18 protein-coding genes are annotated in these 23752 nt (G+C 70.1%); 6 read left to right on the plus strand and 12 right to left on the minus strand.

Annotated elements, in window-relative coordinates; all coding sequences use genetic code 11:
- Window positions 1-40: 40 nt before the first annotated feature.
- From GEV26_RS07150 to GEV26_RS07170, 5 genes are all read right to left on the minus strand, one after another.
- A complete protein-coding gene (locus GEV26_RS07150) occupies window positions 41-823 on the minus strand; it encodes an ABC transporter ATP-binding protein (RefSeq protein WP_153652426.1) in 783 nt (260 codons plus the stop codon).
- Window positions 820-1740 (minus strand): ABC transporter ATP-binding protein, encoded by a 921-nt coding sequence (locus tag GEV26_RS07155; protein ID WP_153652427.1) that lies wholly within the window; start codon window positions 1738-1740, stop codon window positions 820-822. Before GEV26_RS07155 ends, GEV26_RS07150 begins: the two co-directional genes overlap by 4 nt.
- Window positions 1730-2725: a branched-chain amino acid ABC transporter permease gene (locus GEV26_RS07160; protein ID WP_153652428.1), complete on the minus strand. Its 996-nt coding sequence runs from the start codon at window positions 2723-2725 to the stop codon at window positions 1730-1732. The genes GEV26_RS07155 and GEV26_RS07160 overlap by 11 nt, the downstream gene beginning before the upstream one ends.
- A 9-nt stretch (window positions 2726-2734) precedes the next feature.
- Window positions 2735-4030: a branched-chain amino acid ABC transporter permease gene (locus GEV26_RS07165; RefSeq protein WP_208431035.1), complete on the minus strand. Its 1296-nt coding sequence runs from the start codon at window positions 4028-4030 to the stop codon at window positions 2735-2737.
- A 213-nt stretch (window positions 4031-4243) separates the two neighbouring features.
- Entirely contained in the window at window positions 4244-4990 is a 747-nt protein-coding gene (locus GEV26_RS07170; RefSeq protein ID WP_153652429.1) for a DUF554 domain-containing protein, read from the minus strand.
- A gap of 120 nt (window positions 4991-5110) precedes the next feature.
- On the opposite strand from GEV26_RS07170, the gene GEV26_RS07175 reads away from it, so the two are divergent.
- Complete coding sequence (locus GEV26_RS07175) at window positions 5111-5728, plus strand: GNAT family N-acetyltransferase (protein ID WP_153652430.1); 618 nt, start codon at window positions 5111-5113, stop codon at window positions 5726-5728.
- A 37-nt stretch (window positions 5729-5765) separates the two neighbouring features.
- Window positions 5766-8426 carry a DNA polymerase I gene (gene polA / locus GEV26_RS07180; protein ID WP_153652431.1) on the plus strand — a complete coding sequence of 887 codons (2661 nt, stop codon included), beginning with the start codon at window positions 5766-5768 and terminating at the stop codon, window positions 8424-8426.
- Between the two features lie 85 nt (window positions 8427-8511).
- On the opposite strand, the gene GEV26_RS07185 is transcribed toward polA, so the two are convergent.
- Window positions 8512-9717, minus strand: coding sequence for an MATE family efflux transporter (locus tag GEV26_RS07185; RefSeq protein ID WP_153652432.1), 1206 nt, complete (start codon window positions 9715-9717; stop codon window positions 8512-8514).
- A 47-nt stretch (window positions 9718-9764) separates the two neighbouring features.
- Here GEV26_RS07185 and GEV26_RS07190 point away from each other — a divergent pair, with 47 nt between their 5' ends.
- Complete coding sequence (locus GEV26_RS07190) at window positions 9765-11492, plus strand: MmpA family trehalose lipid delivery protein (protein WP_153652433.1); 1728 nt, start codon at window positions 9765-9767, stop codon at window positions 11490-11492.
- Here the strand turns inward: GEV26_RS07190 and dprE2 are convergent.
- The 3 genes from dprE2 to GEV26_RS07205 are packed head-to-tail and all read right to left on the minus strand — an operon-like array spanning window position 11442 to window position 14426.
- Window positions 11442-12194, minus strand: coding sequence for a decaprenylphospho-beta-D-erythro-pentofuranosid-2-ulose 2-reductase (gene dprE2, locus GEV26_RS07195; protein WP_153652434.1), 753 nt, complete (start codon window positions 12192-12194; stop codon window positions 11442-11444). The two genes, GEV26_RS07190 and dprE2, sit on opposite strands and share 51 nt — an antisense overlap.
- Before the next feature lie 7 nt (window positions 12195-12201).
- A complete protein-coding gene (gene dprE1 / locus GEV26_RS07200) occupies window positions 12202-13551 on the minus strand; it encodes a decaprenylphosphoryl-beta-D-ribose oxidase (RefSeq protein WP_153652435.1) in 1350 nt (449 codons plus the stop codon).
- On the minus strand, window positions 13548-14426 hold the full coding sequence (locus tag GEV26_RS07205; protein ID WP_153652436.1) for a decaprenyl-phosphate phosphoribosyltransferase: 879 nt from the start codon (window positions 14424-14426) through the stop codon (window positions 13548-13550). Before GEV26_RS07205 ends, dprE1 begins: the two co-directional genes overlap by 4 nt.
- A gap of 122 nt (window positions 14427-14548) precedes the next feature.
- On the opposite strand from GEV26_RS07205, the gene GEV26_RS07210 reads away from it, so the two are divergent.
- A complete protein-coding gene (locus GEV26_RS07210; RefSeq protein ID WP_153652437.1) occupies window positions 14549-14695 on the plus strand; it encodes a hypothetical protein in 147 nt (48 codons plus the stop codon).
- A gap of 60 nt (window positions 14696-14755) precedes the next feature.
- Here the strand turns inward: GEV26_RS07210 and GEV26_RS07215 are convergent, their stop codons facing one another.
- A complete protein-coding gene (locus tag GEV26_RS07215) occupies window positions 14756-15877 on the minus strand; it encodes a glycosyltransferase family 4 protein (RefSeq protein WP_153652438.1) in 1122 nt (373 codons plus the stop codon).
- A gap of 151 nt (window positions 15878-16028) precedes the next feature.
- On the opposite strand from GEV26_RS07215, the gene GEV26_RS07220 reads away from it, so the two are divergent.
- Complete coding sequence (locus tag GEV26_RS07220) at window positions 16029-16763, plus strand: class I SAM-dependent methyltransferase (RefSeq protein ID WP_243838998.1); 735 nt, start codon at window positions 16029-16031, stop codon at window positions 16761-16763.
- Window positions 16760-20755: a DUF3367 domain-containing protein gene (locus tag GEV26_RS07225; RefSeq protein ID WP_153652440.1), complete on the plus strand. Its 3996-nt coding sequence runs from the start codon at window positions 16760-16762 to the stop codon at window positions 20753-20755. The genes GEV26_RS07220 and GEV26_RS07225 overlap by 4 nt, the downstream gene beginning before the upstream one ends.
- Here GEV26_RS07225 and GEV26_RS07230 read toward each other — a convergent pair.
- On the minus strand, window positions 20659-21837 hold the full coding sequence (locus tag GEV26_RS07230) for an acyltransferase family protein (RefSeq protein WP_153652441.1): 1179 nt from the start codon (window positions 21835-21837) through the stop codon (window positions 20659-20661). The genes GEV26_RS07225 and GEV26_RS07230 overlap by 97 nt on opposite strands.
- A complete protein-coding gene (locus GEV26_RS07235; RefSeq protein ID WP_153652442.1) occupies window positions 21834-23669 on the minus strand; it encodes a hypothetical protein in 1836 nt (611 codons plus the stop codon). Before GEV26_RS07235 ends, GEV26_RS07230 begins: the two co-directional genes overlap by 4 nt.
- Window positions 23670-23752 lie beyond the last annotated feature (83 nt).

Below are 23752 nucleotides of genomic sequence, written 5' to 3' on the forward strand. Positions count from 1 at the left end.
TGACTCGTCGGCGCCCGTGCGTGACTCGTGGGCGCTTGGGTCAGTCGGCGTTCTGGCCCAGGGTGCCGAGGTAGAGCTCGATGACCTTGGGATCGTTGGCCAGCGAGCGTCCCGTGCCGGAGTACGCGTTGGTGCCGTGGTCGAGGACGTAGCCGCGGTCGCAGATCTGCAGGCAGCGGCGAGCGTTCTGCTCGACCATGACGATCGAGACGCCGGCCTTGTTGATGTTGCGCGTCTGCACGAACACCTCGTCCTGGAGCACCGGCGACAGACCTGCGGACGGCTCGTCGAGCAGCAGCACGGACGGGTCCATCATCAGGGCGCGTCCCATCGCCACCATCTGACGCTCACCACCGGACAGCTGCCCGGCGCGCTGCTTGCGACGCTCGCCGAGCCGCGGGAACAGGTCGGTCACGAATCCGAAGCGCTCGGTGAACCGCTTGGGGTCCTGGTAGCAGCCCATCTCGAGGTTCTCCTCGATCGTGAGGCTCGGGAACACGTTCTCGGTCTGCGGGACGAAGCCGATGCCCTTGGTGACGAGCTGGTCGGCACGCTGGTTGGTGATGTCGTCACCCTTGAGCTTGACCGAGCCCTCGTGGACCTTGACCAGGCCGAACAGCGCCTTCAGCAGCGTCGACTTGCCGGCGCCGTTGGGGCCGATGATGCCGACAAGCTCGCCGGGCTGGCAGTACAGGTCCGCGCCGTTGAGGATGTTGACCCCCGGCAAGTAGCCCGCGATCAGGTTGTCCGCGCGCAGCACGGCCCCGTCGGCATTGGCGAGGTGCTTCTCGCGCTCGGACATGGTGGTGGGGGAGTCGGTCATGGCTTCTTCTCCTCGGCGGCCTCGGCCTCGAGCTCGGCCTCAGCCTCCTGCTCGAGCTCCGAGACGTCGATCTCGGTGATGTCGGTGTCGTGGTGGGCGCCCAGGTACGCGTCGATGACCCGCTGATCGGCCATGACCGACTGGGGGGTGCCCTCGGCGACGATCTGCCCCTGCGCCATGACGATGACCCAGTCGGAGATGTCGCGGACCATGTCCATGTCGTGCTCGACGAACAGGACGGTGCGTCCCTCGTCGCGCAGCGACTTCACGTGGCCGAGCAGCGACTGCTTGAGGGCCGGGTTCACGCCGGCCATGGGCTCGTCGAGCATGATCAGCTCGGGGTCGACCATGAGAGCGCGCGCCATCTCCAGCAGCTTGCGCTGGCCGCCCGAGAGCGAGCCGGCGAAGTCCTCGCGCTTGGCGTCGAGCTTGAAGCGCTCGAGCAGCGCGTCGGCCCGCTTGGTGTTCTCGTCCTCCTGCGACTTCCACAGCGACTTGAACGCCGCGGAGAGGAACTTCTCGCCGCGCTGGCCCTTGGCGCCGAGCCGCATGTTCTCGATGACCGTGAGCTTGGCGAGCACCTTGGTCAGCTGGAACGTGCGGACCATGCCGAGGCGGGCGACCTTGTACGCCGGCACCTTGGCGAGCGGCTTGTCGTTGAACGTCCACGTGCCGCTGTCGGGCTCGTCGAAGCCGGTCAGCAGGTTGAACAGCGTCGTCTTGCCGGCACCGTTGGGACCGATGAGAGCGGTGATGACGCCGCGCTGGATCTCGATCTTCTCGACGTCGACGGCCTTGAGGCCGCCGAACGTGCGGGTGATGTTGCTGCCCTTGATGATCGGGTCGGGCTTGGAGGCCCCGGGTTCGTTGGAGACACCAGCGAGCGATCCACTGGCCCCACTGAGTTCAGCGGCCATCGATTGCGATCTCCCTTCGGTCGCCGAAGATCCCCTGGGGTCGGAAGATCATCAGCAGCATGAGGCCCAGTCCAAGGAGGATGAGGCGGATGAGGCTGGCCTGGTCGGGCTCCATGATCCAGCTGGGGATCACGGGGTTGGTGCCCTTGGTCGCCTCGCTGAAGAACGAGCCGATGCCCGCGATGAGGAACCAGAAGAGCATCGAGCCGACGACCGGGCCGAGCACCCGCGCGGCGCCACCGATGAGCAGGGCGGCGTACGCGTAGAAGGTGAAGGTGGTGTTGAAGTCGGTCGGCACGGCCGAGCCCTGCTTGAGGATGTGGAAGATGCCGGCGATGCCGCCGAACACGCCACCGAGGACGAGCGCCTGCATCTTGTAGGCGAAGACGTTCTTGCCGAGCGAGCGCACGGCGTCCTCGTCCTCACGGATCGACTTCAGGACACGTCCCCACGGGCTGCGCATGAGCGCCCACACGATGAGGCACGAGATCGCGACGAGCGTCCACCCGACCGTGATCGACCAGAGGTCGTTGCGGCTGAACGACACGACGCCGAGGCTCAGCCCGTCGTCGTACGGGTTGAGCTTCTGGTAGGGGCCCACGAAGCCGTTGAGGCCGTTGGAGCCGCCGAACGTGCTCTTGAACTCGACTGCGCCGAAGATGAGCCGCAGGATCTCCGACGATGCGATCGTCACGATCGCGAGGTAGTCGGCCCGCAGGCGCAGGGTCGGCACGCCGAGGATGAGGGCGAGGACGACCGCGCCGAGCAGACCGATGACGATGCCCAGCAGGAACGGCAGGTCCCAGGTGACGACGCTGACGGCGAGGCCGAAGGCGGCGATCGCCATGAAGCCGGCCTGGCCGAAGTTCAGCAGACCGGTGTAGCCGAAGTGGACGTTGAGGCCGATCGCGGCGAGTGCGAAGACGATGGCCTGCGGTCCGAATGCCGCCGAGAAGGCGGCGTCGATGATGGTTCCGAAATCCATGAGGGTGCCCTATCCGATCCGCTGGGCTTTGCCGAGGATGCCTTGAGGCCTGACGAGAAGGATCAGGATCAGCACGACGAGCGCGCCGACCTCCTTGATCGAGGCAGGCACACCGAAGACCGGCCCGAGCTCGACCATCAGGCCGATGATCAGCGAGCCGACCAGCGCTCCCCAGATCGTCCCGAGGCCGCCGAGGGTGACGCCCGCGAAGACGAGGAGCAGAAGGTCGAATCCCATCTGGAACTTGACCTGCTCCTGCACCGCGAGGAGCACGCCGGCCAGGCCGGTCAGTGCGGTGCCGAGCACCCACACCGCCGAGATGACCCCGTCGACGCGCATGCCCGAGGACGCGGACAGTGCCGGGTTGTCGGAGACCGCTCGCATCGCCTTGCCGAGGCGGGTACGCATCAGGGCGATGCAGGTGACCGCGATCGTCACGATCGTGACGATGAGGATCGCGATCTCCTTGTGCGACAGGTCGATCGGGCCGTAGCTCTGTCGGCCCTGCACGACGTACTCCGACAGCGTGCGGGTGGACCCGCCGAAGCCGTACTGGAAGATGCTGCGCATGAACACGGCGAGGCCGATCGACACGATCATCATGGCGATCAGTCCGGTGCCGCGATGCCGTAGTGGTCGCCACAGCCCCCTGTCCTGCAGGTAGCCGAAGATCGCACACACGATCACCGCGCACACGCCGGCCAGGATCACGGGTAGCCCGGCGCCCTGGTTGAAGATGTACGTCGTGATCGCGCCGAGCGTGATGAGCTCGCCGTGCGCGAAGTTGGTCAGCCCGGTGGTGCCGAAGATGAGCGACAGGCCGAGGGCGGCGAGGGCGATCAGCAGACCCTTGATGATGCCCGACCGGGTGCCGTCGATGATCTGGCTGGCCTTGGAGGCCTTCTCGACCACGAGGGCGCCGATCTGGAACTGCACGAAGTTGGACGAGGCGAGCTTGACCTGGACGGTCTTGGTCGTCTCGCCGGCGCCGCTCAGCTTGACGCCCTGGGGCAGCGTCTGCGGGTCGAGCACGACGACGTAGGTGCCGTTGCCGGGGATGCCGATGCTGACCCGGCCGGTCTTGTCGGTGGTCTGGGTGCCCTGCTCCTCACCGGTCTTGCTGTCCTTGAACACCGTCAGCGAGACGCCGGGGATCGGGGTGGGTTCACCATCGCCGCCCTTGAGGTCCTTCAGCGTCACCGTGATGTTGGCGCCCTCCACGATCGGGTTCTGATCGGGTGCGGCGCCGGTCGGTGCGGGGGTGGTGGGGGTGGGGGTCGTCTCGGCCGATGCCGAGGCGGGCACGAGGAGGAGAGACGTCCCCAGTGCTGCTGCTAGTAGGGCCGCGAGTCGCAATCGCACGCATGAACTCCTGTCGGCTTACCGGGGGTGGTGCTTGTCGGTCTCTGGACTATAGCCACAACAAGGCGTCACCCGCGGGGTCAAAGTGGGGAATGAGGTAACAGTTGGGTTTCGTTACGGGCGGGTGCTGTCTCAGTGCACTGCGCGGGTGCTGTCTCAGTGAACTGCGATAGCAATCTGGCACAGAATCGGCGCCACCACGAGTGCAGGCAGCAGGTCAGCCACCGCGATGGCCTTGATGTCCAGCAACCGCAGGGCGACGCCGATCAGGATCAGGCCTCCGGTGGCGGTCAGGGCGACGAGGTGCGCGTCGGGCAGGAACGAGCCGAGGACTGCGCCCAGCACGGTCAGCGATCCCTGGATCACCAGGACCGACACGGCCGAGGCCATGACCCCGATGCCGAACGAGGCCGCGAACGCGAGCGCCGCGAACGCGTCCAGCGTCGACTTGAGCAGGAGCTGGTCGGCGCCGTTGCCGAGACCCTCGTTGATCGAGCCGAGGATCGTCAGCGGGCCCACGCAGAAGACCAGCGAGCTGATCACGAAGCCCTCGATGAACCGCTCGCGTCCCTCGCCGGCGTCCCCGCGGGTCAGTCGTCGCTGAAGGACGCCGCCGAACGCCTCGAGGCGGTCCTCCAGGCGCAGGAACGATCCGGCGATCCCGCCGAGCACCAACGCGCCCAGGACGATGAGCATGGGGGCGCTGGTGCCGACGGCGTCGCTCAGGTCGGAGGAGGACACCTCCATCGCGGCCTGCGCGGCGATGAGCAGGGTCACCAGGCCGAGGGCGGCCGTGACCGTCGTACGCACGTGAGGGCTGAGCCGGTGGCCGATCAGGAGACCGAGACCCGAGCCTGCGAGCACGGCCACGACATTGGTGGCGGTGCCGTACCCGACGAACATGTAGGGTCTCCCTCGACGATTGAGTGTTCAACCGGACACGATGTTCCAGCCCAGCGCGTAGTGTGTCAGTTTGGCCCGCTGGGGGCGCAGGACGTCCAGGACGAGAGGCAGGAACGGCATATGTCGGCCCGACCGCACATCATCCTGAGGGACGCCGACCGCGAGGACGCGGCGGCGCTCATCGACCTGTGGACCGAGTGCGCGGGCGCGAGCGTCGACGAGGGCTCCGAGGCGTTCACGCAGCAGTCCTTGTGGCGACAGCCGGGCATCGCCGAGGCCTCGGCCGCTCTCGACCTGTCGTTCACGCGACCTGACAAGCGCATCATCGTCGCGCTGGTCGAGGGCGAGATCGTCGGCGCCACGGTGTGCGACATCGGCACCTTGACCCCGATCAACCTCACCCGCGTCCTTGTCGTGACCGAGATCCAGGTCTCGCCCCGCTTCCGGCGCAAGTCGGTCGCCTCGACGCTGCTGTCGGCGGCCGCGAGCTACGGCGAGGACAACAACTGCGAGATCGTCGTGGCGGCGATCCCCGTCCACTCGCGCGAGCCGCACCGATATCTGACCAAGATCGGCTTCAACCAGATCGCGGTCCTGCGGGCCATCCAGTCCAGCAAGCTGCGCTCGCGCCTGACGACCAAGGCCACGAACTCCCGCGACACCGGCAAGCTCATCGCGGTGCGCCGTACGCTGCGCCGCCGCCAGGGTGACGTGCGCGGGGCCCGCCCGCGCCCGTAGGTCCGGTTCGTCACCGCCTCCGACTAGAGTCGGTGCGGTGGACCGCCTCCTGCTGATCGACGGCCATTCCGTCGCCTACCGTGCCTTCTTCGCCCTCCCCGTCGACAACTTCTCGACGACCACGGGCCAACACACCAATGCCGTCTTCGGCTTCACGTCGATGCTCATCAACGTGCTGCGCGACGAGGCGCCGACACACGTCGCGGTGGCCTTCGACGTCTCCCGCAAGACGTTCCGGCTCGAGCAGTACCCCGACTACAAGGGCAACAGGTCCAAGTCGCCGCAGGAGTTCACCGGCCAGATCCCACTGATCAAGCAGGTGCTCGACGCGCTGCACATCACGACGTTCGAGAAGGACGGCTTCGAGGCCGACGACATCATCGGCACCCTCGCGACCCGGGCCGAGTCCGCGGGCATGGAGGTGCTGATCTGCACGGGCGACCGCGACGCCCTGCAGCTGGTGACCGACACGACCACCGTGCTCTATCCCCGCAAGGGCGTCTCCGACCTCGCGCGGATGACCCCCGAGGCGGTGCAGGAGAAGTACGGCGTCGCGCCGGTCAACTATCCCGACATCGCCGCGATGGTGGGCGAGACGAGCGACAACCTGCCCGGCGTCCCCGGCGTCGGCCCCAAGACGGCGGCCAAGTGGCTCGCGCAGTTCGGCTCCCTCGACGAGATCATCGCGAAGGCCGACCAGATCCCCGGCAAGGCCGGCGCCTCGCTGCGTGAGCACCTCGACGACGTCATCCGCAACCGCAGCATCAACGCGCTGATCCGCGACCTCGACCTCCCCGCGGGGCCGGCCGACCTGGCGTTCGACACGGTGTGGGACCGCGAGGCGATCCACACGGTGTTCGACGCGCTGGAGTTCAACGCGCTGCGGGTGCGGCTGTTCGAGGCGTTCGGCGAGACCCCGCCGCAGGCCGAGGACGGCTTCGACCTCGACGGCAGGACGCTCGAGCCCGGCGCGGTGGCCGCGTGGCTCGACGCGCAGGAGCCCGGCGGGCGGCTCGGCCTGCACGTGCAGGGGTCGTGGGGCCGCGGCACGGGCGACGTGGTGGCCCTCGCGATCGCCTCGGACGAGTCCGCGGTCTGGATCAACACCGACGACATCACCCCCGAGGACGACGCCGCGCTCGCCGCGTGGCTGGCCGATCCCGAGCGTCCCAAGGTGCTGCACGACGCCAAGGGGCCGCTGCTGGCCCTCGCCGCACGGGGCTGGACGGTGGCCGGCCTCGTCGCCGACACCGCACTGTCCGCGTACGTCGTGCGGCCCGATCAGCGTTCCTACGACCTGGGCGATCTGTCGGTGCGCTACCTGAAGCGCGAGCTCCGCGACGACTCCGACGACGCCGGCCAGCTGACGCTCGACACCGACACCCTCGGCGGCGAGGCCGGCATGCTGCGCGCCCGGGCCACCCTCGACCTGGCCAGGGTGCTGGACGAGGAGGTCGAGCAGCACGGAGGCACTGCACTGATCACCGACGTCGAGCTGCCGCTGGTCGCGACGCTGGCGCGCATGGAGCGCACCGGCATCGCGGTCGACGACGACCACCTGGTCGGGCTCGAGTCCGAGTTCGCGGCGCGCGCGCAGAACGCGGCAGCCGAGGCCTTCGCCGCGATCGGCGGCAAGGAGATCAACCTGGGCTCGCCCAAGCAGCTGCAGGTCGTGCTCTTCGACGAGCTCGGCATGCCCAAGACCAAGAAGACCAAGACCGGCTACACGACCGACGCGGACTCACTGCAGCAGCTCTACGCCAAGACCGGGCACCCGTTCCTGCAGCACCTGCTCGACCACCGCGACGTCACCCGGCTGCGCCAGACGGTCGAGGGGCTGCGCAAGTCGATCTCGGACGACGGACGCATCCACACGACGTACGCCCAGACGATCGCGGCGACGGGCCGACTGAGCTCCAACGACCCCAACCTGCAGAACATCCCGATCCGCACCGCGTCGGGACGTCGCATCCGCGAGGCGTTCTGCGTCGGGGACGGCTTCGAGACGCTGCTGACCGCCGACTACAGCCAGATCGAGATGCGCATCATGGCGCACCTGTCCGAGGACGCCGATCTCATCGCGGCGTTCAACTCCGGCGAGGACTTCCACACGATCATGGCGGCCAAGGTGTTCGCCAAGGATCCGGCCGACATCGACACCGAGCTGCGCGCCAAGATCAAGGCGATGAACTACGGCTTGGCCTACGGCCTGTCGTCGTACGGGCTCAGCCAGCAGCTCAGCATCTCGACCGGCGAGGCGCAGGGCCTGATGGACGACTACTTCCAGCGGTTCGGTGGGGTGCGCGACTACCTGCGCGGGCTCGTCGACGAGGCGCGTCGCACCGGCTACACCGAGACGATCATGGGCCGGCGCCGCTATCTGCCGGATCTGCAGAGCGACAACCGCCAGCGTCGCGAGATGGCCGAGCGCATGGCGCTCAACGCCCCCATCCAGGGATCGGCAGCCGACATCATCAAGGTCGCGATGCTCGGGGTCGAGCGCGCTCTCGACGCAGCCGGGCTGACGTCGCGGATGCTGCTGCAGGTGCACGACGAGCTCGTGCTGGAGGTGGCGCCGGGGGAGCAGGCCCAGGTCGAGCAGCTGGTCCGCGAGCAGATGGCCTCGGCGGCCGAGCTGTCGGTCCCGCTGGACGTCTCGGTCGGCATCGGCCGCACCTGGCACGAGGCCGGCCACTGACCCACCCGGCCTAGATTCGCGTACTCCTGCACCTTCCGCGGAGCGGATTCCGTGCAGAAGTCCGCAAATCTGGGCTGGGTGGGGGTCAGTGCTGCGGGGGCTCGCGGGACGGCAGCGGCGCGAGGTAGACCACGAGGGCGAGGACCGCGGAGACCGTCGCCATCGTGATCACGAGGCCTGTGATGCCCACGCCCAGGCCGTACGCCGAGGCGAGCACCGCGGCGACCGCGACCCAGATCATCACCACGATGCCGTGCGCGTGCCGTGCGAGCGCGTCGAAGACCAGCAGGTGCACGACCGCGAGCGAGGAGCCGGCCACCGCGAACAGCCAGAGGCGGTCGGTGATCTCGGCGTACTGGTCGCCGCCGACGAGGATCAGCGCGACCTTGGGCAGGACGGCCGTGGCGGCGACCGCGACGGAGCCGAACGCCACGACCAGGGACACCGCACGCAGCCGGGCGTGGTGCGTCGTGGCGCGGGCCAGGTTGGGGAACAGCACGACGCTGACGAACTGCGGGAAGAACAGGGCGGCCTTCGCGAGGATCAGCCCCGAGGCGTACAGGCCGCTGTCGTGCTCGTCGAAGCGGTTGCGGGCGATGAGGGAGTCCATGTTGCTCAGCACGAAGTACGCCAGCAGGGCGTGGGTCGACAGGAGCGCCTCGCGCAGCAACGGGCGCCTGCTGATCACGGCGGTCCCGGGGCTGCGGCCCATCATCAGCCGGGCACCCGCCAGCACCGGGAGCCAGGAGCCGACGGCCAGGCCCACCATCGCGCCGGTCGGCGTGGCCGAGACGGCGAGACCGATCGTTCCACCGACGAGCCGACCGATGCCGTTGCCGAGATAGATCGCCGTCAGTGCGCCCCACCGCTCCAGTCCCTGCGCGATCCCGCACTGCGCGCCCATGATCGTCAGGGGGACGAGGGCGGCTCCGCACAGCACGACGGGCCAGTAGGAGCCGAGCTTGAGGGCGGGCGTCAGACCCAGGGTCGCGACCGCGACGACCAGGCCGACCATCCCCGCGACCATGAGCGTCACCCGCAGCGTCGCGCTGATGATCTCGTCGGCGTGGTCGGGATCGACCGCGATCCGTCGCGCGGTGACCGCCTGGAGGCCGAGCGCGCTCACGGTGCCGACCAGGATGATGCCGAACAGGGCCGTGAGGGCGCCGAACTCCTTGGGCACCAGCAAGCGGGCCGAGACGACGTTGAACCCGTAGACGGCGATGTTCATGCCCATCATCCCGGCGGCCACGAGGGTTCCGCCGGTCATCGTCGTACGCGCGGACCTCACCACGGCACAATAGCCGGGGGACGGTCCGACCAGGAGCAGGGGCGAACATGCGGTGGTGGCGAGGCGTCGACCTGCGTGCTGCGGTCGTGCCTGCGTGGTGCGCGCTGCTGACCCTCGCGATCGCGGCGCCCTGGCTGCGTGCGGGGCACATCCTCTCGTACGACATGGTGTGGGTGCCGGAGCTGGACCTGGACCGTCCCGAGGTGTGGGGGCTCGGATCCGGCCTCCCGCGGGCGGTCCCGTCCGACGCGGTCGCAGCACTCCTCGGCGCCGTGCTCCCCGCAGCGCTGGTCCAGCGGCTGTTCCTCATGGGGTCGTTGTTCCTGCTGGCGCTCGGCATGGCGCGCCTCCTACGTCATCGGCACCTGGTGGGGCAGCTCGCCGCGGCGACCTTCGCGGTGTGGAATCCGTACGTGGCCGAGCGGCTCGTGCTCGGGCAGTGGCCGGTCATCGTCGCGCTCGCGGCGTTCCCGTGGCTCATCGGCACCCTGGTCTCCAGGGACGGGCCGCGGTGGTCCGTGGTCACGATCGCCCTCGCAGCGGCCGCGCTCTCTCCGGTCACCGGCGTGATGGGCCTGGTCCTGGCCCTCGCGGTCGGCCGACGCAACGGTGTCGTCCGCATCGTGGGGCTGGCCGCACTCGTGAACGCTCCGTGGATCGTCTCGGGCCTGCTCCACGCCTCGATCGCACGGACGGACCCCGCGGCCGTACGCCTCTTCGACGTCCAGGGGGAGGGATCGTTCGGCCGGCTGGGGTCGGCCCTCACGCTCGGCGGCATCTGGAACACCGAGGTGGTCCCGACGTCACGGACGCTGCTGCTCGCGGTGCTGATCGGCCTCGTGCTGGCCGCGGTGATGGTGGTCGGCCTGGTCACGATGTGGCGCGACGACCGGGCCCTGCTCGGCGGGCTCGCCGCCGCGGGTGCGATCGGCATCGTCGTGGCGTTGTCGGGCTGGCTGGCCCCCGGCACCGTGGCCCGGATCGTGGGCGACGTCCCCGGTGGGGGGATCGTGCGCGACGGGACGCGGTGGCTGGCCCTGCTGGTGCCGCTCGAGGCCGTGGCGCTCGGCGTGGGAGCCCACACCGCGCTCGGCCGGGCCCGGCACACGTCCTGGGAGGTCCCGACGATCGTGCTGGCCCTGCTGGTGCCCCTCGCGGCCCTGCCCGACATCGCGTGGGGCGTGGGCGGGAGGCTCGAGCCCACGACGTACCCGGCCGCATGGAGCGACGCCCGGCGCGTGATCGACAAGACCTCGACGTCGGGGGACGTGATGGTGCTGCCGTTCACCGCCTATCGTGCCCCGGCGTGGAACGACCGGACGCCGGTGCTCGACCCGGCGGGGCGCTTCTTCGGACGTACGACCGTGACCAACGACGAGCTCGACGTCTCCGGACGGCTGATCGCGGGGGAGGACCCCCGTGCTCGTCGCATCGGCCGGATCCTGGCGGATGGCCACGACGTCCCGCGCCGCCTCGCCCGTGCGGGGATCGGCATCGTCGTGATCGAGACCGACGTGCCGGGTGCAGAGGCGGCCGCGAAGCCGTTCGCCGACTCGCGCACGATCCCCGTCGGCGGGACGGGCCTGCGGGTCGTGGCCCTCGACGGTGCCCGACCCGCGACGATCGACCCGCGGGACCGCACGATCATGACCGTGACCTGGTCGCTCGCGGGCCTGACGATCCTGCTCGCGCTGATCGGCCTGCTGCGCTCGCTGGCGGGCCGTCTAGATCGGAAGCCGGCGGAACACCGTCCGCGGCAGGTGACGCAGCCCTGACATGACGACGCGCATCGTGCCGGGGACCCAGATCTGCTCCTTGCCGTCGCGCACGGCCTCGACGACGGCCTCGGCCACGCCCTCGGGCGTCGTGGCGAGCGGGGCCGCCTCGAGCCCTGTGGTCATCTTGGAGTGCACGAAGCCCGGACGGACGACGAGCACGTGCCCGCCCAGCTCGCGCAGGGCCTCGCCGAGACCGGTGTAGAACGCGTCCATGCCGGCTTTGGTGGAGCCGTAGACGAAGTTGGAGCGGCGCGGTCGCTCGCCGGCGACGCTGGACAGGGCGACGATGACACCGTGACCCTGCGTCCGGATGCGCGCACCCAGCGCGACGCCCGCCGTGACCGCACCCACGTAGTTGACCTCCGCGAGCTCGCGTGCCGCGTCCACGTCGGTCCACGCCTGCTCGGGGTCGCCCAGCAGGCCGAAGGCGACCACCGCGATGTCGATGTCGTCCTCGATGCTCTCGACGATGGCGCGGTGCGCGGCAGTGTCCACCGCGTCGAAGTCGACCGCCTCCACGACGCAGCCGGCCGCGGTCAGCTCGGTGACAGCGGCGTCGCGGCGCTCGCCCGGTCGCGCGGCGAGGGTGACGCGCAGACCCGGGGCGAGCCCCGCGTACCGTCGGGCGATCGCCAGGGCGATGTCGGACGTGCCGCCGAGCAGGAGCACGTGCTGGGGGTTGCCGAGGGCGTTGATCATGCAGACCTCACAGGTCGAGTCGTCGGGACAGGTCGGAGCGCAGGACGCCGTGCGGATCGACGCGGTGGCGCACCGCGAGGAACTCGTCGAGCCGGGGATACATCTGGCGGAGGGTGGTCGGCGTCGTCCGGGAGTCCTTGGCGAGGTAGACCCGGCCGCCGGCCTCGACGACCAGCGCGTCGAGATGGTCCAGCAGCGCGCCGAGGCCCGGCCGGACCGGCAGGTCGACGGCCAGCGTCCACCCCGGGACCGGGAACGACAGCGGCGCCGGACTGGCCTCGCCGAACCTCTTCAGCACGTTGAGCGACGAGACGTGCCCGGACGCGGCGATCCGCTCGACCGCCTCGGTGAACGCCGCGACCTCGGCGTCGGGCACCACGAACTGGTACTGGCAGAAGCCGCGTGGACCGTACAGCCGGTTCCAGTCGCCTACCACGTCGAGCGGGTGGAAGAACTGCGTGATGTCCTGCACCTCGCCGGTGCGGTGCCGGGGGGCCTTGGCGTACCAGAGGGCGTTGAACGCCTTGGCGCTCACGCGGTTGACCATGCTGATCGGCGGACGGACCGGCACCCGCCCGCGCTGGGGCGCGGCGAACTCGAGGGCGCGGCTGCGCAGATCGGGGTCGAGGTCGTCCAGGCGGGCCGAGTTGCCGCGGGTGATGACCGAGCGGCCCAGCGACGAGCCGGTCGTGGAGGTGTCGAACCAGGCGACCGAGTAGTCGTAGGCCGCGTCACCTGTCACGAGCCGGTCGAGCAGCGTCCCGAGATCCGGTGTGCGCTCGGTGTCGACGAGGAAGTACGAGGTCTGGACGCGCTTGAGCTGGATCGTCGCCTCCAGGACGATGCCGGTCAGTCCCATGCCGCCCACCGTGGCCCAGAACAGCTCGGGGTCGTCGCCCGAGGGGGAGAGGGTCAGGACGTCGCCCGAGGGCACGAGCAGCTCGATCGAGAGCAGATGATGCCCGAAGCTGCCGTCGACGTGGTGGTTCTTGCCGTGGACGTCGGCGGCGATCGCCCCGCCGACCGTGACCTGGCGGGTGCCCGGGACCACGGGCAGCCACAGGCCGAGGGGCAGCATCGCGCGGAGCAGGCGGTCCAGGCTGATGCCGGCCTGCACGCGTACCGAGCGGGCACGGGTGTCGACGTCGAGGATGCCGTTCCAGCCCGTGAGGTCCAGGACGGTGCCGCCGGCGTTCTGCGCGGGGTCTCCGTAGCTGCGCCCGAGCCCGCGGGTGATCACTCCCCGCGAGCCGGCCTGCGCGATCGCCGACCGGAGATCGTCCAGGTGCCGGGGCTGCTCCACCTGCGAGACCGTGGGGCTCGTGCCGCCCCAGCCCGTGAGCGTCGTGCGGGTCATGAGGCGTACACCCCGGTCGCGAAGATGATGAGCCAGACGGCTCCGAGGACCTGCAGGGCCGGATCGCGCAGGACGGCCTCCTCCGGCTCGCCGGCCAGGCCGCGGTCGACGTCGACCGCGTAGCGCAGCAACCCGACCACGAACGGTGCGATCGAGATCGCCTGCCAGTTGATCTCGGCATGCGAGGAGATCTCGAACGCCCACAGGCTGTAGGCCGTGATGGTCACCGCTGCAGCCAGGCTCCAGACGAACCGCAGGTACGACTCCGAGTACGTCTCGAGGGTCTTGCGCGTGCCGGCCGCAGAGCCCAGGCTCCGCAGCTCGGAGTAGCGCTTGCCCGCGACCATGAAGAGGGAGCCGAATGCGGCCACGAGCAGGAACCACTGCGACAGGGGCACGTCGACGGCCACGCCGCCGGCGATGGCGCGGAGCAGGAATCCCGCAGCCACGATCGACAGGTCGATGACCGGCTGGCGCTTGAGCCCCACGGCGTAGGCGATCTGCAGCAGCGCGTAGAGGATGAGCGTCGCCGCGAGCTGCGGCGCGACGGCGTACCCGATGCCGATGCCCAGCGCCGCGCAGACGCCCGCGCAGGCGAGCGCGAGCGTCGAGGAGAGCTCACCGGAGGCGACGGGACGGTTCCGCTTGGTCGGGTGGCGGCGGTCGTCCTCGGCGTCGATGACGTCGTTGAGCAGGTAGATGCCGGCCGCGGCCAGCGTGAACGCCACGAACGTCGCGACGACGTCGAGCACGATGCCGGTGGTCCAGGTGAGTCCTGCGGCGAGAGGGGCCGCGAGGACGAGGGTGTTCTTGGTCCACTGCCGGGGCCGCATCGTCCTGATGACAGCGGACGCGGTCCGCGCGGGGGTGTTCATGGTGCGCCCAGACTAGCCGCGCAGGGGTCTTCCGGCCGTCCACGCAGAATGCATGTCGCAAGCGCGCGCAATGAGCCCGACTCGCTGGTAACATAGGTCACAGATTGAGGGAGGGACTCATCGTGGGAACAATCACAGGCGGCATCGTCGCTTTCATCGCAGGTCTTGGTCTGGCCACGGCCACCGTCGTGGGCGTCGTCCAGACACAGCAGTCCGCCGGCGAGAAGCCGGTCGAGTCGACGAACGTGAGCTACGGCTCGAACAACTGACGTCGGGCGTCCAGCGCCCGGATCGACATGGGGCGGGCTCCTTCGGGAGACCGCCCTTCGTCATGCCCGGATGCGAGCGGGTCTGCGGCCGGCTGCCGCGGCTGTGACGACGCGGGAGAACGCCTGCTGCGAGGACTCCCAGGAGAACGTGAACGATTTCGCCAGCGCTCCGCGCCCGAGGAACTCCCGCAGCTCGCGGTCCTCGATCAGCTCGCGCAGGGCAGCGGTGAGCTGTGAGGGCGTGTCGACCAGGAGGCCGGTGTCCTTGTGGTCGATCGACTCGGTCGTGCCGCCCGCAGTGCTGTAGGCGACGGTCGGGGTCGCGTGGCCGCCGGCCTCGCCGACGACGATGCCCCAGCCCTCCTTGAGCGAGGGCAGCGCCATGACCCACGACTGGGCCAGCAGCTCGTGCTTGCGGGTGCCGTCGACGAACCCGTGGAAGACCACGCGGTCCGACACCCCGCGCGCCACGGCGTACGCGCGCAGCTCCTCGTCCCACCAGCCCGCGCCGATCACGTCCAGCACCAGATCGGGGTGATCGGCCGCCATCGCGGCGACGGCGTCGATCGCGTGCTCGACCTGCTTGTGGGGGACGAGTCGACCGACCACGCAGATGCGCGGCGTCGGTGAGCGGAGCACTCCGGCGACGGGTGCCGGGTCGTTGCCGTTGTGGATGATCGCGATGCGATCGCCGTCGACCCCCAGCTCGATGAGCTCGAGCTTGGTCGCGATCGACACCGCGACGTACTGGCAGTGCCGATACAGGACGGGCGCGAACCGGCTCTCGATCCACCAGCCGATCGTGCCGATCAGACCGGGATAGACCACGGGCCACTGCTCGCGGTGGACGTGGTGCACGAGCACGACGACCGGCTTGCGGGTCGCGAGCCGGGTGAAGAAGGGCAGCCCGTTCTGCACGTCGACCACCACGTCGACCTTGCCGTAGCGTCCGAGCAGGAGGGCCAGGAACGTCCGCAGGTAGATGTCGAGCTTGGTGCCGCGGCGGACGAACCGGATGCCGTCGACGACCTCGTCGGGGGGAGCGTGGCCGTGGGCCGCGCAGGCGATCGTCACGCGGTGGCCCTCGGCGACGAGGCCGCGGGCCATGCTCTCGACATAGCGTTCGGAGCCGCCGCCCTCGGGGTTGCGGGTGTCTCGCCAGTTGCAGAAGAGTACGTGCATGCGTTGCCCGGCGCGAGCCGGTGCCTCCCTCATGGCCGGAAGCCTGCCCGGCGCGCCCTCGCGCACGTCCCTCAACGCACGGTGCAGGTCCCTCAACCCGACAACCGTCACCCTATCAGGACGTGGCCCACGTCTCACGTATGCTCATCCGGTGCCTGACCTGCTCTTTCGTCCGACGCTGCGACGATCCTGGCGGCTGTTCCAGGCCTTTCGGGTCGAGCAGACCGACCCCGACCACTTCTACGGGACGCTTGCACGCGACTCCGTCGACCAGGTGAGCGCCTACGTCGACCTGGACGGCCAGTGGACGCTCGACGTCGGCGGGGGACCGGGCTACTTCGCCGACGCCTTCCGCGCCGCCGGGGCCGACTACACCGCGCTCGACGCCGATCTCGGCGAGCTCTCGGGCCTGGGCGAGCCCATGCCCGGCACGGTGCTCGGCAGCGGGATGCAGCTGCCGTTCGCGGACGACAGCTTCGGCGTCACCTACTCCTCCAACGTGCTCGAGCACGTCCCCGAGCCCTGGACGATGGCCGACGAGATGGTGCGCGTCACCCGCCCCGGCGGCCTGGTGTTCATCTCCTACACGCTCTGGTACGGGCCGTGGGGTGGCCACGAGACCGCGCCGTGGCACTTCCTCGGTGGGCACCGGGCGGCCCGCCGCTACGAGAAGAAGCACGGGCACCCGCCCAAGAACGTCTTCGGGACGTCGCTGTTCGCGGTCACCGCCGCAGCCGGCCTGGACTGGGCCAGGCACCAGACTGGCGCCGAGGTCGTCGCCGTCATCCCTCGCTACCTGCCGCGTTGGTCGTGGTGGGTGCTGCGCGTGCCCGGACTGCGTGAGGTGGTGACGTGGAACCTCGCCATAGTGCTGCGCAAGCCGTGACGGAGGTTTCCACCCGGCGGAGGTTCCGCCTCGCTGCGGTGTGCCTCGTGCTGACGGCACTCGCCTTCGTGCAGCAGCCGGGACGGATGGTCGCCGACACCAAGCTCGACCTGATCATCGACCCCGGAGGCTTCCTCGCTCGCTCGTTGAACCTGTGGGACGCGGAGGGCTTCTTCGGTCAGGTGCAGAACCAGGCCTACGGCTACCTGTTCCCGATGGGACCGTTCTTCTGGCTCGGCCACGCGATCGAGCTGCCGGCCTGGGCGATCCAGCGCATGTGGTGGGCGCTGCTGCTGTGCGTCGCCTTCCTCGGCATGGTCGCGCTCTGCCGCGCCCTCGGCATCCGCTCGCTCTGGGTGCAGGTGTTCGCCGGGCTGCTGTTCGCCCTGTCGCCGCGCATGCTCTCGGTGATCGGGCCCAGCTCGATCGAGGTGTGGCCGTCGGCGATCGCGCCGTGGGTCCTGGTGCCGCTCGTGATCGGGCTGAAGCGGGGCAGCCCTCGCCGGCAGGCCGCGTTGAGCGCCCTTGCCGTGGCGTGCGTCGGTGGCGTCAACGCCGTCGCCACGTTCGCGGTGATCCCGTTGGGCGCGATCTGGCTGCTGACCTCACCGCGTGGCCCGCGCCGGCGCGCACTCATGCTGTGGTGGCCGCCCTTCGTCCTCCTGGGCACGTTGTGGTGGCTCGCGCCGTTGTTCCTGCTCGGATCGGTGAGCCCTCCGTTCCTCGACTTCATCGAGAGCTCCTCGGTGACGACCTCGGCCGCGACGGTCCTGGACGCCCTGCGCGGCACGACGAACTGGGTGCCCTACATCTCCTCCACGGCGGTGGCCGGCAGGGAGCTGGTGACCAATGCGTCGCTGATCCTCAACGGGGGCGTCGTCATGATCCTCGGCGTGATCGGTCTGGTGATCGCTCCGGTCCGCTACCGCCGGTTCCTGGTCTGGGGCGTGCTGAGCGGGCTCGTCCTGGTCACGCTCGGTCACACCGGCTCGGTGTCCGGGTGGTGGTCCGGAGGCTTCCAGACCGTGCTGGACGGCGTCCTCGCCCCGCTGCGGAACACCCACAAGTTCGACGTCGTCATCCGCATCCCGCTGGTCCTCGGCGCGGCGTTCGCGGTGTCCGCCGCGATCGAGCGTCGTCAGGACGACACGGACGGTGCCCGCCGAGTCGGAGTCGCCGTGCTCGTGGCGGCCGCCGTGGTGGGTGCGACCTCGCCGGCCTGGACGGGCCACCTCGCCAACCGCGGGACGTTCGAGGTCACGCCGACGTACTGGCAGCAGGCCGCCGACTTCCTGGACGAGAACGCCACGGGGACGTCCTTGCTGGTGCCCTCGTCGGGCTTCGGCGACTACCTGTGGGGGAGCACGGGCGATGAGCTGATGCAGTCGATCGCCCGGTCGCCGTGGGCGGTGCGCAACAGCATCCCGCTCACGCCCACCGGCACGATCCGCTACCTGGACTCGATCACCTCGGCGCTCGACCAGGCGCGCGGGTCCCGCCGGCTCGCGGAGACCCTCGGCCGTGCGGGCGTCGAGTACCTCGTGGTGCGCAACGACCTGCAGAACCAGGTCGTGGACGGCCGCACCGAGCTCGTCTACTCGACGCTGCGAGACACCCCCGGTCTCACGCAGGTCGCGACGTTCGGACCGCGGCTGGGCGGCGAGCCGGTCATCGACCTGGAGAGCCAGCGGTCGTTCTCCCAGGGAGGCTGGCAGTCGGCCCATCCCGCGATCGACATCTGGAAGGTCGATCCGACCGCTGCGACGGCCCCTCAGTCCCTCGACGAGACGCCGACCGTCGTCGGCGCCGCGGACAGCCTTGCCGTCCTCGACGAGCTGGGGGTCACGGCCGGCCGCTCGACGGTCCTGGCGGCGGACCAAGCCGCGGACGGACCTCGCGGTCCGCTCGTGGTGACGGACGGCCTGCGTCGTCAGGAGGCCGCCTTCGGCCGGGTGGACACGCTGCGGTCGGCGTCCATGACCCCGGACGAGCCGTACTCGCTCGACCGCAAGCTCCACGACTACGTGCAGGAGGGGGACGCTCGCTGGACCAGTGTCCGGGAGCTGCGCGGAGCGGCTGCGCTGTCGGCCTCGAGCGCGCGGTCGGCGGCCAACAGCCTGATGGGGCTGGACCCCGGCGCCCAGCCATGGTCGGCCTTCGACGGCGACCGGCGCACCGCCTGGACCGCGAACACCTCGGAGGCCTGGCTGCGTCTGGACCTGCGTCGCGTGCGCGACCTCGGCGCGGTCCGCATCGTCGCGGACGCGGCGCCGGGTGAGAAGACCTCGCTGGAGGTGGACACCGAGGACGGGGTGGTGCGCCGCGAGGCCGACGGACGCACGCCGGTGCTGATCGACGTCGGCGAGGTGGGGCACCTCGAGATCCGGGGTGCCACCGCGGATGGACGGAACCTGTCCATCGCCGAGGTGTCGTCGCCCGAGCTCCGGCTGTCGCGGCCGCTCGTGCTGCCCGCGACCCCGCGTGAGTGGGGAGCCGCCGACCAGGTCGTCCTCGGAGTGGACGCGGGCGCACGCCCGTCCTGCGTGACCGTCGAGGGCCTCGACCGCTGCCGGGCCGGCGAGGGACGCCAGAGCGAGGACGCCGTGCTCGTCGACCGGGAGATCCCGGTGTCGCTGAAGGGCGACTACGACCTCAAGATCAAGACCCGTCCGCTCGCGGGCGAGGCCGCCGACGAGCTGCTCCAGGAAGGCCTCCCGTTCACGGTGCAGGCGACCTCGACCGTCACGGACGACGTGCGGGCCAGCGTGGCCCGGGCGGTCGACGGCGACCTCCGCACCGGGTGGATCGCGGACCCGGGCGACACGGATCCCTCGCTCGAGGTCACGTGGGACTCGCCCAGACGGTTGTCCTCCCTCACCCTGCGCACCGCCTCAGGCCTTCCCGCCTCGAAGGTGAGCAGTGCGATCCTCGAGCTCGGCGACGGCACGCTGCGACGAGTCGCCCTGGAGAACGGCAGGGGGCGATTCCCGGCGGTGCGCACCGACCGCCTCGTCGTCCACCTGGACTCCGAGAAGGACGCCACGGACTTCGGTACGGACGGCTTCGCGAGGCGCCTGCCCGTCGGGGTCAGCGAGCTGACGTTCAACGACCGTCCGGCCGCCCGTCCGGACCGGTCGACGGACCCCGTGGTGCTGCCGTGCGGCTCGGGTCCCACGGTGGTCGTGGACGGTGAGGAGCACCGGACGGCGGTGAGGACCACGGCTGCAGCGGTCGCCGCCGGGAAGTCGGCGACCGCGCGCCTGTGCGACGACGAGGGCATCACCCTGCCGGCAGGCACCAGCCGGGTCACGGTGCGCGCATCGGATCTCTACGGCGCCGGTCAGACCATCCTGACGCGGTCGGGAAGCGCCTGGTCCGCCGGGAGCAGCGATCGCCTCGTCACGACGACGCAGAACGCCAACCCCGGATGGGCGGGCTCGGTCGACGGTGAGTCCGCCGAGGCCGTGACGGTCAACGGCTGGCAGCGGGGCTGGATCGTGCCGGAGACGGGTTCGTCGACGGTCGAGGAGACCTTCACGGCCGACGTCCCCTACCGCTCTGCGCTCGTGGCCGGTGCAGTCGGCGTCCTGGCCCTCGTGGCCATCACGCTCGTGCCGGGACGGGGCTCGCGCAGGCGCATGAAGCCGGACGCCGACGGTGCGGTGGCCCCGTGGGGCCCGATCACGTTCGTCGCGATGGTGGCGACGGTCGGGCTCGTGGCGGGGACGGCCGGAGTGGCGTGCGCCGTGGTGGGAGGGGCCGTCGCGGTCGCCCTGAGCGAGCGCCGCATGGCGGTGATCGCCTGGATCGGCGGACTGCTGCTCGTGGCCGTGGGCTGCTACGTCGGGTGGGTGCTGACCGACCAGGACGTCCCGGTCGTCTCCTGGCGGCTGCCTCAGCTCTGTGCGGCGGCCTCGCTCGGCGCCGTGGCGGCCGGCGTCGGCTGGAGTCGCGGACGCAGCGCCATGCCGGGCACCTCCACGAATCGGTAGAGGAGCTCCGACACGGCCAGGCTGATCCCCATGATCACGACGAACAGGACGACCGGGTTGCTGTCGAACACCGTGAAGCCGAGACGGGGGACCGCGATGGCCAGCACGATCACGTGGCAGCAGAACAGGGCGTACGAGATGTGACCGAGGTGGCGGACGGCGGGCAGCGACATCGCGCGCGCCACGGGGGAGTCGTCCGTGCCGAGCACGCAGGGAGCGATCAGCAGCAGGGCGATCGCCGCGTAGCAGACGTGCCGCATGATCGCCTGCGACGGCGTGGGCGCGATGAGCAGCGGTGAGCCGCCGAGCGGTGTTGAGACGAACACGAGGATCGCCGCGGCGGACGTCCAGCACGCGACCCGGTCCTGGCCGAGCGTGGACAGCCAGGACGTCAGCCGACCCGGTGCCCCGGAGTCGACGGTGAGGACCGCCAGGCCGATGCCGAGGGCGAACCAGCTCAGGTAGGACGGCAGCCACTTCGCGGCCCAGGGAGCCCAGGAGGCGTCCATGACGTGGGTCGCGGCGACCCACGCCACGCTGAGGACGATCAGCGCGGCGACGAAGACGAGGAGGCGCACCGGACGCCAGCGGTCGCGGCACACGACCTTGACCAGCACGGCCCCCAGCAGCGGAAGGATGAGGTAGAAGGCGACCTCGATCGTCAGGCTCCACATCTGGGTCAGGCCCTGTGGCAGTTGCGTCTCGCGGTACAGATCGACCATCAACAGGTTCTGCACCCAGCGCGAGACGCCCATCGACCGGTTCTCCGCAAGGAGTGTCATCGCCGCCACGACCGTCACGACGTACACCGGGACGATGCGAAAGAACCGCTTCTGGAAGTACACCCGGGCGGGGTCGTGCGGAGCACGGTCGTGGGCCGCCACGAGGTAGGGCCGGCAGAGCAGGAATCCCGACAGGACGAAGAAGACCGCGACCCCTGCCTCGAGCCGCTGGACGACCACACCGAGGAATCCGCTCGTGTAGAAGCCCGACCAGAACCCCACGTGGGTCACGACGACCGCGATGGACGCGGCGGCGCGCATGGCGTCCAGCTGCGGGAAGTCACGTCGGGCAGTCGTCATCTCGGCACCATCCGGGTTGCGATGTTCATGGAGTCGACGCACAGGCGCGACCCCGGCGGGAGCGTGAACCGGATGCGGTCGTTCGCCCCTTCGGTCCTCAGGCTCAGGGTATGCGCGCCCTCCAGGATGCGCGTGTCGTAGCTCGTGTCGCCCACGGTCACCGTGACGTCGGCGTCGCCGTCGGACCGATAGGACATCGACAGCCAGAATGGGAAGTCGAAGGTCCGGCTGCCGAACAGGATCTGCGGATTGCGGTCCGATCCGCTCAAGCAGGTGTCGAGTCGGTCCTCGGCCACGACGAAGTCCTCGCCCGCGAAGCCGGGGACGATCAGACCGTTGTCGTCCAGCACCTGGATGTCGTTCGCGATGTCAGGTGTCGTGAAGCGGTCACCTACCGGCGCCAGTGTCCGGCTCGCCAGGTTGGTGGGGAAGAACAGCTCGGGCATGACCACACCGGGGACGCTCTGGTCGGCGAGGGCCACCGGCTGCTTCTGGCTCTCGAGCTCGTTCACGGCCGTCGTGATGAACCGTCGCGCCTCGAACTCCTCGTGCCACGGCTTGACGTAACCGATCGTCGAGGCGACCGACCCGATCACGAACACCACGACGTACGCGACGCCGACCCGCACCATCCGCCGGTTGTCGAAGAGCGCGCCGTTCCTCGGGACCAGGACCCGGGGCAGGCCGACGATCGGCATGACGGCGAGTCCGATCCCCAGGGCCACGTACGGCACGAAGTCCGCCCAGTAGCGGACTTCGTAGGTGGTCGCCCCGCCGAAGGCGCCCGCGCGACCGTAGGCCAGGAGCCCGACGGTCGCGAGGGTGTACGGCACCAGGAACCACAGCGGCAGCAGGGCGCCGCGGTAGCGAAGCACCAGGAGCACCGCGGCGGCGGCGATCAGCATCGCGGAGATCACGACAGCGCCCTGCGGGGGGTCGGCGAGCTGCCGCGGGCCGGCACCGCCGGGCAGCTGGAGCCACTGCCAGGGGCCGCCGAGCGCTGCCGACGACAGGTTGGACAGGACGAAGCGGTCGGCCAGCTGGCCGTAGTCGGGCTTGTCGCCGGGGGGCTTGGGCGGGGAGGACGAGAAGTATGCGACCAGGTAGATCACGAGGGGCAGCGCGTAGGCGGTCCACGCGAAGCGGTAACGGACCAGCGTCGACCACACGCGACGGGGCAGCGGCCCCTGCGCGGCGTAGACGAGGGTGATGATCGCCAGCATCGGGACGATGAGGGCGGCCTTCACGTACAGAAGGAGAGCCACCACGACACACGCTGCAGCCGCGAGGGCCCACCGGCGCCGGCCCGTCCGGAGCAGCAGCACGTGGCACCCGATCGCGCCGAACATGAACGGCTGGACGGCCAGGGAGTTCAGCCCCGCCGCCCACCACATCAGCGAGGTGACCGTGATCGAGGAGAACAGGTACACCGCCAGCGGGAGCAGGATGCGCGGACGGTTGCCGAACACCGTGCGCAGCATCCACCAGCACGCGAGCGCGGACGCCACCTGGAACACGATCAGCTCGGCGGCCGCCGCCCACCACGCGAAGGCACCCGCATGGGCGACGGGCAGCACCAGGGCGAAGCTGAGCGGCATGACGTGCAGGTTGTGACGGTGGAACAACCACGCCACGTCGGCGTCCCCACGGGCGACGTCGGACAGGAAGAGGAAGTCGTCGCCGAAGAACCAGCCGCCCGAGACCGCCCAGGCGCGAAGGGCCGTGCTCACGATGATCATCGCGAGGGCGGCGGCGGTCACGGCACCACGCCGCGCAAGGGGCTCCTGACGTGCGCGCAGTGCATCGACGCCGTCCTGCAGCAGTGAGGTCACGAGCAGAATCATCGCACGCAGAGGGGCGCGGGCAGTGGTCAAAGGAGGGCTCAAACGACAAGGTGTGACCTGCGACGCTGTGA

The sequence above is a fragment of the Aeromicrobium yanjiei genome, assembly GCF_009649075.1.
Lineage (GTDB): Bacteria > Actinomycetota > Actinomycetes > Propionibacteriales > Nocardioidaceae > Aeromicrobium > Aeromicrobium yanjiei.

What these genes read in the sequence shown, in the direction of transcription:
- GEV26_RS07160 (WP_153652428.1), bottom strand. Translation starts at nt 2,725, where the DNA reads ATGGATTTCGGAACCATCATCGACGCCGCCTTCTCGGCGGCATTCGGA.
- dprE2 (WP_153652434.1), bottom strand. Translation starts at nt 12,194, where the DNA reads ATGATCAACGCCCTCGGCAACCCCCAGCACGTGCTCCTGCTCGGCGGC.
- dprE1 (WP_153652435.1), bottom strand. Translation starts at nt 13,551, where the DNA reads ATGACCCGCACGACGCTCACGGGCTGGGGCGGCACGAGCCCCACGGTC.
- GEV26_RS07205 (WP_153652436.1), bottom strand. Translation starts at nt 14,426, where the DNA reads ATGAACACCCCCGCGCGGACCGCGTCCGCTGTCATCAGGACGATGCGG.
- GEV26_RS07215 (WP_153652438.1), bottom strand. Translation starts at nt 15,877, where the DNA reads ATGCACGTACTCTTCTGCAACTGGCGAGACACCCGCAACCCCGAGGGC.
- GEV26_RS07170 (WP_153652429.1), bottom strand. Translation starts at nt 4,990, where the DNA reads ATGTTCGTCGGGTACGGCACCGCCACCAATGTCGTGGCCGTGCTCGCA.
- GEV26_RS07230 (WP_153652441.1), bottom strand. Translation starts at nt 21,837, where the DNA reads ATGACGACTGCCCGACGTGACTTCCCGCAGCTGGACGCCATGCGCGCC.
- GEV26_RS07155 (WP_153652427.1), bottom strand. Translation starts at nt 1,740, where the DNA reads ATGGCCGCTGAACTCAGTGGGGCCAGTGGATCGCTCGCTGGTGTCTCC.
- GEV26_RS07175 (WP_153652430.1), top strand. Translation starts at nt 5,111, where the DNA reads ATGTCGGCCCGACCGCACATCATCCTGAGGGACGCCGACCGCGAGGAC.
- GEV26_RS07150 (WP_153652426.1), bottom strand. Translation starts at nt 823, where the DNA reads ATGACCGACTCCCCCACCACCATGTCCGAGCGCGAGAAGCACCTCGCC.
- GEV26_RS07190 (WP_153652433.1), top strand. Translation starts at nt 9,765, where the DNA reads ATGCGGTGGTGGCGAGGCGTCGACCTGCGTGCTGCGGTCGTGCCTGCG.